Origin of the sequence: Kordiimonas sp. (genome assembly GCF_965216265.1) — a bacterium.
Lineage (GTDB): Bacteria > Pseudomonadota > Alphaproteobacteria > Sphingomonadales > Kordiimonadaceae > Kordiimonas.
In genome coordinates this window covers 1730512-1744254 of record NZ_OZ244153.1, presented here as the reverse complement: position 1 = coordinate 1744254, position 13743 = coordinate 1730512, and the positions used below count along the sequence as shown (strand labels likewise).

The window sequence follows — 13743 nt, the reverse complement described above, 5'->3', positions numbered from 1 at the left end:
TTGCAGCGCTTGGTTTGTTGCGGGTGGAAGCCAAAAACGGGTTTTCTGAAGCCGTGCTCGATCTCGTGGGTCGTTACAAGCTGATGGCCGTGTCCGTTTGTGGAAGCTGGCGGGTTTTGGTCGGCTGGCGTCCGCTTGCGGAGGACTGCAGTGATGGTGATCAAATCAAAGTCGGGCTGGGCTACACCGCAAATTCTTGAGCGCGTCTAGCGTAGACGCCTATTGCGTTTTCTGCGACCTTCTCCGACAATGACATCTTCGAAAATTGCGTCTCCTGTGAGCTGTTTGGTGCCCGTTGCTGTCTCGAGCGAGAGTGTGTAGCGGGCAATGGTTTGTGTCCGGTCGATGTCCGCTGATGCGCCCGCTACCAACTTCTCGATACCGGACAAATGGTCCTTTAAGATGAAATGATCGAGTGGTTTGTCAATCACGACAGTGCCAATTATCCGTTGTCCTTCCATGCTGGCTTGAAGGTTCCAGGTGGTACCGGTCTTTTTTTCTATCAGGGTGACGTTGTCAAATCGCTGTGGCGGTGAGGAGAGTGATAGCAGCAACAGAACGGTGCTTGTCTCACCTCGTGGTGTTACAAATTGGTGCAGGACGGGGACAGGAACCCCCGCGCTGCTTTTGGTTCCTGTCATACGGGTCCAGCGGCGGATGCTCTTGTGCAGCTCGTGGGTTTGTCGCACATGAACGCCAATGCCATGGCCGTGACCGATCTTGATCCAGTCAATGGCTTCGGCGTCGCCACCAATCTCCGGCCCTGGCCGCCAACGGGCAAAGGCTTGGGATAGAGGTGCGTAGAGTGTAATTTGAGGTAACCCAAATGGTCCGTTAGGGGCTACAAGCTCAATGGCGTCCTCTCCTGCAGAAAATAACACATCCAGCTCTGCAGCGGTGTTTGCGAGCCGCATCAGATATCCTGGGTGTTGGCCGGCCAAAACGTGGCTGAAGATCGATAGTGACTGTTTGGTTGGTTCAAAGCCCCAGCTATCGCGGGGGCGGCCGTTCTTGATGATCACACGTCCGCCATATGCTTGTGTGCTGTTGCCAACAAGCGTGCCGATCTGGATGCCGTGGTGTTTGCTTATCGGCAGGTTGGTAATCAGAAACTGACTGGTGACGAATGTGCCATCGTCAAACAGGAACTGCTGTTCCCAGTATTCGCTATAGCTCGCCTGCTGGCCAAGGCTGGGTGGTTGAATGCCTTGATCCTGTGCCAAGCTGCTACCTGTCGCCAACAGTGTAAACATTAAGCCCTGAAGCAAATTGAATTGGATGCGTTTTGCCACTTGTATGTCCTTCTTTCCTGGTCTTAGAACGAAGTGGCGTACGATGTACCTCCATTTTCTTGGGTAAATCGTTAGTGAACGGTAGCGATAGGGAAAATTGTGACCGCCTTGTATAAATAGCTGATGACCGCTTAATCTAGCGCAGCATCTTTTATTCTTCGCTAGGCACCAATTTAGTTGGGAAAACGATGAAAATAGCGATTGGTAGTGATCTGTGTTTTGAGTTCGGTGGACTTATTCCGCGCCATGAGGAGTGCGGTTGGAATTAATTTCCAAACTTTATTCAAAATAATTGAACCTAATTTTCAAACTATATTGTTCCTACACATGACGGTGGGTCGCGGTAGGTAAGCCCAGGCCGAGCTATTGCGCTCGCTCCGGGCTTGTAGTTGTCTGGCCTTAGAAAGTGTAGCGGGCTTTGACGGTCACCCGCCTAGGTTCACCATAGGCAAGCTGGCTATAGAAGCCGATCTGGCTGAAATATGTTTTATCAAACAGATTTTCCACATTCGCCTGCAATGACAGCTGCTCGTTGATGTCATAGCGGGCCATCAGGCTGGCGAGGGCATATGATGCCTGCTCTAACCGTTCAGCATTGCCACTCACCGGGTTGATCGTGTCTGTATAATTACGGCCTTCCCAATTGACGCCACCACCAAGGGTGAATTTATTAACCGAATAGGTGGTGAATATCTTCAGCAGCTTGCGCGGTTGCGATGTGTTAACAGCCACGCCGCCTGCGTCCTCAGCCTTGAACTGGGTATAGCCTGTGCTGATGTTCCAGCCCGGCAGGACTTCGCCCACAACCTCAAGCTCAAAACCCTTGCTCTCGGTACCCTGGGCGGCACGGGAAGCCTCAAAAATTGTGCCCGGAATGGTGTGGCCCGGGTCGGGCTGTGCCAGATTATCCTGCTCAACAAGAAATAACGACACGGTGGTGTGAAGCGCATCATCAAAGAAAGTGCTTTTCAAGCCAACTTCATAGTTTTTACCTTCGAGCGGGGCGAGGAAGTCACCGTTCCTGTCTTGCGCGTTCTGGGGCTCGAAAATCTCGGTATAGCTGGCGTAAACTGTATGATTGTCTGAAACATCATAGAGCGCACCAGCATAAGGGATGAACACACCGCTGTCGCCATAGTCGCGCACTGTGCCGTATAGCTGCCCTCGCTGGCTCCATTTCGCCAGGCGGCCCCCCACAACCAGCTTGAACGCATCAGTCAAACTGAGGCGAGATGCCGCATAAAAGCCTGTTTGCACAGTGTCATAGTCGCCGTCAATTTGACGGTCAGTTGACCATGTTGGCTCAGTGTACGACCCATCCCATGCGTTAAAATCCCCAATCGGGACAACATTGCTGGCCGCGTAATACCCTGCCTCTGAATATTGTTTGCTGTGCAGCCCGCCGAATACCAACTCGTGGCGGCGGCCAAACAGTGAGAAAGCGCCCTGGATCTGGAAGTCGATGCTGTTCTGGTCGCTTTTGGTGTCTGCCCGGTAGGGGGAGGCGCCAAGACCGATGCCCGTTTCACGGTCTGGCACACCGTATAGATACAACAGTTTCAGATCGGCCGATGTTTCGTTTCTGTTGAAGCTGACTTTTGCGCGCCAGTCAGCGGAGAAATTATAATCAAGTGTCGCGAAATAATTGCTGGTCTCTGATGCCCAGAAAGACCAATCGGGCGCGATGGTCTTTTTACGGTCCCAACTGGCTTGGCTGCCATCAGCAAACCAGGCCGGCAAACCACCCCATGTGGTACCAAGGGGAGAATTATCCTGATAGCTCGCACCCGCGCGCAGCAGAAGGTCGTCAGAGACATCGGCTTCAATTACACCGTATAGCACGGTCTTCTTATCGCTGCCCCAGTCGCGGAACGAATCGCCTTCCCTATAACGTGCGACGAGGCGACCACGGATGGAGCCGTCGCTGTTCAGCGGTGTGGCTACATCGGCGAGGATGCCGTAGGTGTTCCAGCTGCCGCCATCCGCCGCGATGAAGCCCTTGAAGTTCCGGCTGTTTGCCGTTTTGCGCACTAGGTTGATGGAGGCGGAAGGGTCACCGGCACCGGTAAGCAGTCCGGTGGCCCCGCGCACAATCTCGATACGCTCATACAGCGCGGTGTCTTGTAGGGTTTCGCCCGAATCACCGCCAGGACTCCATGCCAGGGGAACACCGTCAAGCTGATAGTTCTGGATCGAAAAACCACGGGCGGAGAAGCCATAACGGGTGCTGTCCAGCTCTTTCGCTGAGACACCAACAGCGTTTATCACAATATCAGCGAGCGAGCGCAGGTCCTGGTCTTCAATACGCTGGAAGGTCATGACGCTGACTGACTGCGGTGTTTCCTGAGGCGAAAGGCCGAGGCCGGTAGCCGAATCGAGCAGTTCATTGGTGGTGTAGGCGCCTTTAACGACGATCTCTTCAATATTCTCATCATCCTCTGCGCTCATGTCTTTGGCAAGAAGGGGGGAGGAGATCAGAGCCGACGAGGTCAGAAGTGAGAGCAGGAAAGCGTATCGAGTGCTATGGCGCGTGCCGGAGTAATCTGAATACTTCGTGGTGAAAGCTGGCATTTCTAAACCCTTTGTATCCCTATGCTGAGGTGGGGAAGGCACAGGAATTTATTGATATTAAGAATGAGTCGCATTCCTATATCACAAAGGGATATACGTCCAGCCTATTTATCGAGGCGGTAGCAGGCATCCCTGCGGCGATGCGTTATTTTGGGGTTTTCGGGGGAGCAATTGAAGGGCGATTTGACGCCTTCTTAACAGGGTGTGGGCTAGGGATTTTATGAACCGTTGCCGGTGAGTTTCCAGAGGTGGTCAGATAAAATCTGAGAAAAATACCATCACCACGTCACTTTGCCGGACGGTCAATCGTCACGTTTGTGAACAGCAAATTTATGTTGAACAAACTGGAGATGAAAATGACCACGACAGCACCGGTAAATTTCTATGAACACGCAGCACCTATCCTGACTGCCCTTCAGGCGGTGGAAGCTGAGATTGCCAAGGCGGGTATTGAGCAATCCCTGCACCATTTGCTTCTTCTCCGGGCATCCCAGATCAACGGCTGTGGCTTCTGTGTAAAAATGCACACAGGCGATGCCCGCAAACACGGTGAAAGCAATGAAAGGCTTGACCGGTTGGTGGTCTGGCGCCACGTGAGCGATTATACAGATAAAGAAAAGGCGGCATTCGCCTGGGTTGAGGCCCTGACGGAAGTGCATGTTCACACGGATCTTGGCGCCCTGCGGGCTGAGCTGAAAAAGCATTTTACCGATGCGGAGATTTCTGCAATCACGGCGATCTCAGCGATGATCAACCTCTGGAACCGTATCCAGATTTCGCAGCACTGAGTGAGGACGTTGATATGTCGTCCAGCGCGATAGAAATTTTTGAAAGTCATCGTCAGGTCCTTATGGGCCTGGCGTACCGGGTGCTTGGCTCTGTTGCTGAAGCGGAGGACGTGGTGCAGGATACCCTGATCGCATGGCTCGGGGAAAAGGATGGCAGCATCAGCAACCCGCAAGGTTGGCTGACCACCGTTTGTGTGCGCAAAGCGCTGGATGTGCTGAAATCTGCGCGCCGCGCCCGCACAAGTTATATTGGAGCTTGGTTGCCTGAGCCCATGCATACCGAGGTGTTGGATGACCCGGAATGCCAGCTTTCCCTTTCCGAGAGTGTCACCATGGCATTCATGCTGGTGCTTGAACGTCTGGCACCAAAAGAGCGTGCGGCCTTCCTGCTGCATGACGTTTTTGAAATGGATTATAGGGACATTGCCGCGAGCCTCGATATTGCCGAGCCTGCATGCCGCAAACTGGTCTCCCGCGCCCGCGCAAACGTGCAACGCGCCGAGACGGTGCATCAGGCACCCAAGGACCGACAAGGTGAGCTTCTCGATGCCTTCATGACGGCAGTTAATACAGGGAAAACTGAATCCCTTGTGTCTTTGCTTGCGCATGACGTAACCGTGCAATCAGACAGCGGCGGCAAGGCAACGGCAGTGAGCAGAACACTGGTGGGGCTGAAGGAAACACTCGCGTTTGTTACCAAGGTTCTGGGGCATTATTGGCGCGGCGGGGAGGTCGTAGCGCTTGAGTTGAACTCGTCGCTGGGGCTTGTTTCCCGTGCTAACGGCCGCGCTGAGGCGGTCATTACTTTCGGCTTCGATGCTGACGGGAAAGCGAGCCAGATTTTTGTAACCCGCAACCCGGACAAGCTCGCCCGGATTGACGCTGAAGCAGGTGTGCTGGTCAGGCACTAGCCCAAGCCAGAAGCCCTAACCCATTTGACCCTAACCCCATTTGAAACGAGGTTTTTGTGACGCAGCACCGCGACGCGCGTGAGCGCGCTATCATGACGTTTGTCTTTCTGACGGTCTTTCTGGGTTGGGTTGGCTTCTCTATCCCCTTCCCGGTTTTTAGCCCTTTGTTCCTCACACCGGCGGCTCCTCTTTTGGATGAAGGAGTTAGCAACGGTGTCCGGATACAATTGTTGGGGGTGGGGCTTGCGCTCTATCCGCTTGGGCAGATTATCGGTTCCTTCCTTCTCGGGCGTGCGTCCGACAGGTACGGGCGCAAGCAGACGCTGATGTTCGCGCTGACGCTGACGGTTCTGGGGTCGCTTATGCTGGCCTTGGGGGTGATGAGCAGCTTGATATATCTGCTGCTTTTGGGGCGCTTTATCGCCGGACTTGGCGAAGGTAGCGTTGCGATCGTACAGTCGCTTGCGTCTGACGCCAGCTCAGTGCAAACCAAAGCGCGAAACTTTGCCTTCATTGGTATCGCGATGGACCTAGGGTTTGTCGTGGGACCACTCGCGGGCGGCGCCATCCTTGGTGATGTCAGTTCAGGCGTTTCCCCAATGCATTGGGCACTACCTTTCTGGCTCGCGGCTGCGCTGTTTGTGGTGAACCTCCTTCTGGTGCCGGTCTTCCTCAAGGGCGGAGGAGGGGCTGTGCATACAGCTGCTTCAACACCGAGGAGCATGGCTGGCGCGATGATGCCGCTCATGTTGGTATCTTTCTGCACCTTCTGGTCGATCATGAGCTTCTTCGATTTCTTTCCGGTTTATTTTGTGCAGGTTTACGGCACCGAGCCAATGCAGCTTGGCATTAACGCGGCGCTTTTGTCCGCCCCACTTGTTGCGGCAGGCCTTGTGGTAGGGCGGCTGGTGAACCGGGTTGGTGCACGCGCCGTGGCGATGCTTGCTTTTACGCTCATGGGGCTTGGGCAATACGCTTTTCTACAAGCCAATACGGAACCCGCGCATATCCCTGCGGTTATCGCCATTGCGGTTGGTATTACCTTTGGCCAGACAGCAACGTCGGTTCTCGTCTCTGACGCCGCACCGACAGAGGCGCAAGGACAAGCCCTCGGGCTCTACCGTGCTGTTACCGTGCTTGCGGCGGCGATGGCTGCGCTGACAGGGGGCTGGCTTGCGGCTGCCAACCCCGGTCACCCGTTCCTCGGTGCGGTGCTAGCCTGTGGTATTGGCGGCGTCATACTGTGCCTGCCACGTCAAAAGCGCGTACAGTGTTAGCTGGTTCGTTTCGCTTGTTTGAGCGCGGTTTTCGCCCGAATCAGGCTGGCGATAGTCCGTCCATCCTCATTCGGGCTTTGGGCAAGATGGTCTGCAACACGCAGCGCATCCTTGGGCGCGAAGTCCTGATGCAGTTTGGAGATGGCTTCCACGCGGGTGATGGTAATCTCAAACCCCACCAGATGCGGCAACAACCGATTTACATAGTCTTCGGGTGCATCCTCAAAGGTCCAGGTGGGTGCGTCTGAAAGTGACTGGTATTTCTCCTCAGCCGGTGCGGCGAGGTCGCGGATAAGCGTGGCGAAAAAATCGCGGTCGCGCCGTATAACCGCACGACCCCAGATATGCACGGCCGTGTAGTCCCATGTCGCGCCGCGGCTTCTGTCATTCCGCCAATTGGGCGATACATAGGCGTCTGGCCCTGAGAAAGCCACCAGCACATCCGTGTCGTCAAGGGCGCTGACCTGTGGGTTGCGGGCGTCCATATGTGCGCGCAAGCTGCCACCACCCTCGCCGGTATCATCAAACGCAAACGGCAGGCGAGTGACCCGGGCCCTTGTGCCGCTGCCAGTGAATAAATGAGCAAAGGGATAGGCTTTGATCAGGCCCGTGATGCGGGACCAGTCTTCCTCTCGGTGAGGAATGGAGGGATAACTCATACGGTGTTCCTTCATAATATAAAGAAATCTTTATATTTAGTATAAGGCATATATACTCGAGTGTGAGAAAATTGCAAGGCCCAGCTGGAAACACTGTCTGTCAGTTGTTCATATTCGGACACTATATCTGTTCGGAATCGAACACATCTCTTGACTAGTGTCGGAGAATAAAAATTAACTCATTGATTTATATGGATTTATGTTTCTGGCACAGGCCTTGCTGATATTCAGGCAACAAAACAAAAACCGAAACGACAACGACAGCATTGAATGCGACCGGAAACCCGGCAACCAGATATCCGCCCATAAGAGGCGCGACAGCGAGGAGAAGACAAATGGCATTCCTGAACACAGTTTTACCAGAAAGCCCGACCCTGGTGGTTTATGCGAGCTTCGGCGTTACTGAAGCAAAATATAGCCGCCGCCGTACACGACGTCACAAACTCCGCAAGTAAAAGCGGAGGGTGATACCGATATAACAATAATAATATGACAGCTAGACACTCAGAGCACTCAGCAGGATAGCACTCGGCAGTTTACGCTCAATAACGGCGGCCATCCCCCGGCCGCCTTATTTTTTTCCGGATTGTCCAACTATCCTGCGAGAGGGTCGTCCGTTGGTGCATTGGGAGCTTCCGAAAGGCCGCTTCCGGCACCTTCGGCGAATTTTTTGAGGAATAGGTCTGGCCCCGCAAGGATCATCAGGCCCAGCCCTTGTGAGCCCTGCCATTTCACCACGCCAGCAAACTCACCGATACGGTCAATTGTCAGCAATAGCTCATCGCCCATTTTGACGTCTGCATCACAGGTGATCAGTGTCCCGGCGAGACTGATATCCCTTATCTGGCAGGGAAACTCGCGGTCATCATTTGTCATGAGCGTGCCATGCCACAGCACGGGTAGTCGGTCATCCTGTCTTTTGTCCTGGTCGGTCACCTGAAATCCCCTTGCTGCATGGGCGAAGCATACCCGTCATTGCTCAACGCTAACGGATTTTTTTCTTGAGTTAAACCCGGCTATAGTGGCAATGCCTATGTCGGATGCGCGTGCCGCGCAACAAATGTGGTTTACCAGCAGGAGAGACGTTCGTGAAACTATTGAGAAATGGGATCGGCTCCATCCTGTTCAACCTGATCTACTATCCCTTTACACTCATTTATTGCAGCATCGGGTTGATGCCACTTTGTCTGGCCAAAACAGATGGCCCTATTCGTAGGGGTATTCATTACTACTGCAGGGGCTCGCTGTGGATCGCGCGTTTGACCCTTGGCCTGAAACATGAGTATCGCGGGCTGGAAAAATTACCAAAAGAAGGCGCTTTCATACTCGCGGCAGCTCACCAGTCGAATATGGACCCGATCATGACGTTCCCCATACGGAATGACGTGACGGCGCTTGCGAAAAAGCAACTGTTTCATGTGCCTTTTATTGGTGCCGCCCTCCGAAAGGCCAAGATTGTTAAAATTGACCGCGAAAGCCGCACGGCGCACAAGGGCATGGAAGATGTTGCCAAACATATTCAGGAGATGGGGCGTCCGCTTATTGTTTACCCGCAGGCAACACGGATGCGCCCCGGCCATTACCGCAGGCTGAAAAGCGGCGCCTATTACCTGCAGGCGGATACAGACCTGCCGGTTTATACGGTTGCAACCAACACCGGCCTGTTTTGGACAAAAGGGTTCTGGCACCGGGGCGGTACTGCCGTGTTTGAGATTGATGGCCCGATTGAGCACGGGCTTGATAAAGCCGGCTTCATGGAGAGAGTGGAAGCGGCCGTCGTGACCCGGTCTGACCAGTTGATCGCCGAAGCAGGTTTTGGGAATCTGCTCACGCACAAGGTGGCGGACGACGACGCCTAGCGCGGTATAAAGTCTAAAGCATGGGGAAAGACAAGCTTTCCTCTCATGAAAGTGAAGAATTTATCACTCCGGCAGGGCTTGTAGATGGCTCCCGGCCTCCTAAACTGTTATACAGGAAGAAGAGGGTCTGCCATGAGCACCACATCCATATCTGATACGAGCCTTGAGCATATCGCGGCCAAACTGCAGGAACATCACCAGCGGTATGGCAACCTGACGGGCTTGTCGCTTGCCAAAATAGGGAACCTGCTGAAGAAAACCGCGGCGGTGATGTTCCCGCATTATGCGGTAGCGGAAGGAGACGATCTTTCGCTTCAGGCACGGCTTGAGCTGCTGGAACAAGAGTTTTACCTGCTTGTTGATAGCTTGTGCAAAGGCAAGGACATTGGATGTGCACGCCTTTTGGTGCAGGGTTTTCTCTCAGACCTGCCGACCATTGCTGAAAATTGTTTCCTTGATGCGCAGGCAATTTTTGATAGTGACCCGGCTTCAGAATCAGTTGAAGAAGTGATCCTGTGTTATCCGGGGTTTTATGCAATCACCGCATACCGGATCGCGCACGCGCTTCACAAACGTGAGGTGCCGTTGCTGCCGCGTATGATCACGGAATACGCGCACCAGAAAACCGGTGTGGACATCAATCCGGGCGCGACAATCGGCAAATCATTTTTCATCGACCACGGTACGGGCGTGGTGGTCGGTGAAACCGCTGTCATCGGTAATAATGTGAAGCTTTATCAGGGTGTCACACTCGGCGCGCTTCGTGTTGACCGGGACCAGAAATCCAAAAAGCGGCACCCCACCATTGAAGACAATGTGGTGATTTATGCGGGTGCGACCATTTTGGGCGGTGAAACCACGGTCGGCAATAACTCGGTTATTGGTGGTAACGTCTGGATAACACGGTCTGTACCGGCGTGGTCCCGCGTGATGTTCCGGCCATGCGACACCGATGAAATCGTTTCAATCAAATCTCGGCAGAAGGCGCAAGGCTAAAGCCTGACGCCTCGCTGATCACAAATATCATAAGGGGTATCCATGAAAGCTGAATCCATTTTGGACACCATTGGCGGTACGCCGCATGTACGGCTCAAGCGCCTATTCCCTGACCATGAGGTCTGGATCAAGCAGGAGCGGGTCAACCCGGGCGGCTCGATCAAGGACCGTATCGCGCTTTCGATGATTGAAGAAGCTGAGAAAGACGGTTCCCTCAAGCCGGGCGGCGTGATCATTGAGCCGACATCCGGCAACACCGGTATTGGCCTTGCCATGGTGGCGGCGGTGAAGGGCTATAAGCTTATCCTCGTGATGCCTGAATCCATGTCGGTTGAGCGTCGTCGTTTGATGCTGGCGTATGGTGCTGAGTTTGTGCTGACGCCAAAGGAGCTTGGCATGAAAGGCGCGATTGCGAAAGCAGCCGAGGTTCTGGAAAGCACCGAAGGTGGCTGGATGCCGCAACAGTTCTCAAACCCCGCCAACGTGAAAGTGCACCGGGAAAAAACCGCTGAGGAAATCCTGGCAGATTTCCCGGACGGCCTTGATTATCTGATCACGGGTGTTGGTACTGGTGGGCATATCACCGGTTGTGCCGAGGTGCTGAAGAAGGCATGGCCGGGCTTTAAGGTGTGTGCTGTGGAGCCGACGCTGTCGCCGGTCATGTCAGGCGGTGACCCGGGGCCACATCCGATACAGGGTATTGGTGCGGGCTTCATCCCTGACGTGATGGACATGAGCCTGATCGATGAGGTTTTGAAGGTTGACCCTTTGGACGCCAAGAAAATGGCCCTGCGCGCCGCGCGGGAAGAAGCCATGCTTGTTGGCATATCGTCAGGTGCCACCTTGGCAGCTATTGCCACGAAGGTTGCGAGCCTGCCAAAAGGCGCCCGCGTGATCGGCTTTTGTTACGACACGGGCGAGCGCTATCTATCTGTTCCAGAGTTTCTGCCGGAATAGACCTTTGGGTCATTTCATGAATAAGAAAAAGGACGAAGAGCTACTCTTCGTCCTCGTCTATGCCTGAGCTCATCGAGCCGGATTCAAGCCGTACAATCAACGCAATATGCGAACCACGGATGGCGAGTTCCTTATACGAACCGCGCGGCAGCGGTATGCCTTGGTCGATACAGTGATTGAGAACGGCGGCACCGACTTCACGGCTGTTGAACAGCACAGGGTCGGACCCATCAGACAGGTCAAACCGCACAGTCACTTCGCCCTCATCGTCAAGCTGGGAGGCGATGTTTGAAATTGGTGGATTGGCAGCTGCACCGCGGCTTTCAAGCACCGGGCGCAATGCAAGAACCAGTTCTTCGTCCGAAAAGATGATGCTGCGAGATTCCAGTATCATTGAATAATCATGCTCGTTTTAGTGTTAGCCCAAGCACATTTAGGCAGAAATTCAGCCGGATGAAAAGGTTTTTTAAAATCAGGTGTTAGCGGATGCACTGGTCCCTGCAGCCCGTTCACGCCAGCCTCGAAGCACCGCGTTTGCGACTGTCGCCAGCGGGATAGCAAAAAAGACACCCCAGAAGCCCCAGATGCCGCCAAAGATCAAAATCGCAATGATAATGGCGTTGGGGTGCAGCTTCACTGCTTCCGAGAACAAGAGCGGCACAAGCACGTTACCGTCCAGTGCCTGAAGCACCAGATAGGCGATGATGGCTGTTGCCATCTCACCGCTCACACCCCAATGGAAATAGGCCACCAGCGCAACCGGGAAGGTGACAGCGGCAGCGCCGAAATAGGGAATGATGACACTGAGGCCGGTGGCAACTGCCAACAGTGTGGCATAAGGCAGCCCCAGAATCTGATATGTGATGAAGGCCGCAACCCCCACGATCAGTATCTCATAGACCTTGCCGCGGGCATAATCGCCCGCGCGTTCCAGTATTTCACGCCAAACCTGCTCCAGAAGCGGTTTGTCATTTGGAAAGAAACGGCTGAACCATTGCAGGATCTGCGTTTTGTCCTTGAGGAAGAAGAACACCATCACCGGCACAAGCACGGCGTACACCACAAAAGCAACAGCACCCGTGAGGCCGGTTAGGGAATATTGCAGCAACTGGGGCCCTAGGTTTGCAATTTCGTTTCCAATGCCTGAAATCCAGCTCTGTACCTGTGCTTCGGATATCAGGTTGGGGAAACGAGCCTGCAGGTTCAGGAGCGCCTGCTGCAGGCTCTCCGCCATTGCTGGCGCATCGTTTACAAACTGGCCAACCTGGCGCGCGAGCGGCGGCAGCACCGCAAGCATGGTGATAAGCGAGAGAAACACAAACCCGAGATAAACAGCTATCACCGCAATGAGCGGGCGAACGCCTTTGCGTTCAAGCCAACTTACCGGGCCATCCAGAAGGAAGGTGATCACCACGGCTGCAATCGCTGGTGCGAGCATATGCCCAAAGAAGGTGATGCCTATGAGCGCGATAACAAGCACCAGCACCAGCAGAACCATCTGCGGGTCTGAGAAGGTTCTGCGGAACCAGTTGGTTACCATATTCATCGCGCGCTAAACTCCGGTGGGCGAAATGCCCCGTTACTATCTGACGGCCCGGCCCCTGATTTTCAAGGGATAGCCTTAATTTTAGCCATGTTGGCCAGATGACGTGCCGCCGTCCACCACCACGTTGGCGCCGTTCATATAGGCCGCTTCTTCGCTAGCCAGATACAGCACTGTTTTTGCAACATCGGCCGGGTTCGCGGGGCCGCCTTTTGGCAGGCCGCCCGCAAACTTGCTCATATCTCCGCCGATATCCTCAAGTGCGCGCTCAAACATCGGGGTTAGCATTGGCCCCGGCGAGACAGCGTTGATGCGGATACCGTGGTCGGCATAATCAAGGGCTGCGCTTTTTGTCAGCCCAACAACAGCATGTTTACTGGTACCATAAGCCGCCATCCATTCCGCACCGGATTTTGACAGGATTGACGCCGTATTGATGATCGCCCCGCCGCCGGAGTTCAGCATGACTTTGATTTCATGGCGCATGGCGTGCCAGATACCCATCACATTGGTGCGCCATACATCTTCCACCATGGCCATATCCTGGTCAGCAAAGCGGGCAGATGTGTGGCTGATGCCAGCATTATTGACAGCGACATCCAGGCCACCAGTGGCTACACTTGCTGCCTCTACCAGGGCTTTGACATCGTCTTCAAGGCGTACATCAGCGTGATGGTAAAATGCTATGCCGCCCAAGGCTTCAATCTCGGATTTGACCCGCGCGCCCTCAGCGTCAACCAGCCCACAAAAGTGCACAGTGGCACCCTCGCGCGCGAAGGCTTTGACGATGGCCTCGCCAAACCCTGATGTGCCGCCGGTGACAAGAACGGTTTGCCCGTCAAATCGCATGCCGAAATCCTTTTGCTCGCGCGGCATGGCTAGCGCTCTTT

At 54.3% G+C, this 13743-nt stretch carries 13 protein-coding genes; 6 read left to right on the top strand and 7 right to left on the bottom strand.

The features are described from left to right. Positions 1 to 206: 206 nt before the first annotated feature. Positions 207 to 1292, bottom strand: a complete 1086-nt coding sequence (locus ACOOGA_RS07945) for a hypothetical protein (protein WP_420430337.1) — start codon at positions 1290 to 1292, stop codon at positions 207 to 209. A 399-nt stretch (positions 1293 to 1691) separates the two neighbouring features. Further along, positions 1692 to 3740 carry a TonB-dependent siderophore receptor gene (locus ACOOGA_RS07940; protein ID WP_420430335.1) on the bottom strand — a complete coding sequence of 683 codons (2049 nt, stop codon included), beginning with the start codon at positions 3738 to 3740 and terminating at the stop codon, positions 1692 to 1694. Positions 3741 to 4219: 479 nt separating this feature from the next. On the opposite strand from ACOOGA_RS07940, the gene ACOOGA_RS07935 reads away from it, so the two are divergent. The 3 genes from ACOOGA_RS07935 to ACOOGA_RS07925 are packed head-to-tail and all read left to right on the top strand — an operon-like array spanning position 4220 to position 6839. Beyond that, positions 4220 to 4651: a carboxymuconolactone decarboxylase family protein gene (locus tag ACOOGA_RS07935; RefSeq protein WP_420430332.1), complete on the top strand. Its 432-nt coding sequence runs from the start codon at positions 4220 to 4222 to the stop codon at positions 4649 to 4651. Positions 4652 to 4665: 14 nt separating this feature from the next. Further along, positions 4666 to 5562, top strand: a complete 897-nt coding sequence (gene sigJ / locus ACOOGA_RS07930; RefSeq protein WP_420430330.1) for an RNA polymerase sigma factor SigJ — start codon at positions 4666 to 4668, stop codon at positions 5560 to 5562. Positions 5563 to 5618: 56 nt separating this feature from the next. Beyond that, on the top strand, positions 5619 to 6839 hold the full coding sequence (locus ACOOGA_RS07925; protein WP_420430328.1) for an MFS transporter: 1221 nt from the start codon (positions 5619 to 5621) through the stop codon (positions 6837 to 6839). Here ACOOGA_RS07925 and ACOOGA_RS07920 read toward each other — a convergent pair. Further along, positions 6836 to 7498, bottom strand: a complete 663-nt coding sequence (locus ACOOGA_RS07920) for an FMN-binding negative transcriptional regulator (RefSeq protein WP_420430326.1) — start codon at positions 7496 to 7498, stop codon at positions 6836 to 6838. The genes ACOOGA_RS07925 and ACOOGA_RS07920 overlap by 4 nt on opposite strands. 594 nt (positions 7499 to 8092) lie before the next feature. After that, positions 8093 to 8434, bottom strand: coding sequence for a PilZ domain-containing protein (locus tag ACOOGA_RS07915; RefSeq protein WP_420430324.1), 342 nt, complete (start codon positions 8432 to 8434; stop codon positions 8093 to 8095). A 152-nt stretch (positions 8435 to 8586) separates the two neighbouring features. On the opposite strand from ACOOGA_RS07915, the gene ACOOGA_RS07910 reads away from it, so the two are divergent. The 3 genes from ACOOGA_RS07910 to cysK all read left to right on the top strand — a co-directional run bounded on the left by ACOOGA_RS07910 (position 8587) and on the right by cysK (position 11310). Next, complete coding sequence (locus ACOOGA_RS07910) at positions 8587 to 9357, top strand: lysophospholipid acyltransferase family protein (RefSeq protein WP_420430322.1); 771 nt, start codon at positions 8587 to 8589, stop codon at positions 9355 to 9357. A gap of 132 nt (positions 9358 to 9489) precedes the next feature. Further along, positions 9490 to 10353: a serine O-acetyltransferase EpsC gene (gene epsC / locus ACOOGA_RS07905; RefSeq protein WP_420430320.1), complete on the top strand. Its 864-nt coding sequence runs from the start codon at positions 9490 to 9492 to the stop codon at positions 10351 to 10353. 42 nt (positions 10354 to 10395) lie between these two features. Then, the gene (gene cysK, locus ACOOGA_RS07900) at positions 10396 to 11310 is read left to right on the top strand and encodes a cysteine synthase A (RefSeq protein WP_420430318.1); all 915 of its coding nucleotides are present in this window, start codon (positions 10396 to 10398) and stop codon (positions 11308 to 11310) included. Between the two features lie 40 nt (positions 11311 to 11350). Here cysK and ACOOGA_RS07895 read toward each other — a convergent pair whose 3' ends face one another. The 3 genes from ACOOGA_RS07895 to ACOOGA_RS07885 all read right to left on the bottom strand — a co-directional run bounded on the left by ACOOGA_RS07895 (position 11351) and on the right by ACOOGA_RS07885 (position 13729). Then, positions 11351 to 11704: a hypothetical protein gene (locus ACOOGA_RS07895; protein WP_417462312.1), complete on the bottom strand. Its 354-nt coding sequence runs from the start codon at positions 11702 to 11704 to the stop codon at positions 11351 to 11353. A gap of 78 nt (positions 11705 to 11782) precedes the next feature. After that, positions 11783 to 12856, bottom strand: a complete 1074-nt coding sequence (locus tag ACOOGA_RS07890) for an AI-2E family transporter (protein ID WP_417462311.1) — start codon at positions 12854 to 12856, stop codon at positions 11783 to 11785. An 81-nt stretch (positions 12857 to 12937) separates the two neighbouring features. After that, positions 12938 to 13729: an SDR family NAD(P)-dependent oxidoreductase gene (locus ACOOGA_RS07885; RefSeq protein ID WP_420430316.1), complete on the bottom strand. Its 792-nt coding sequence runs from the start codon at positions 13727 to 13729 to the stop codon at positions 12938 to 12940. Positions 13730 to 13743 lie beyond the last annotated feature (14 nt).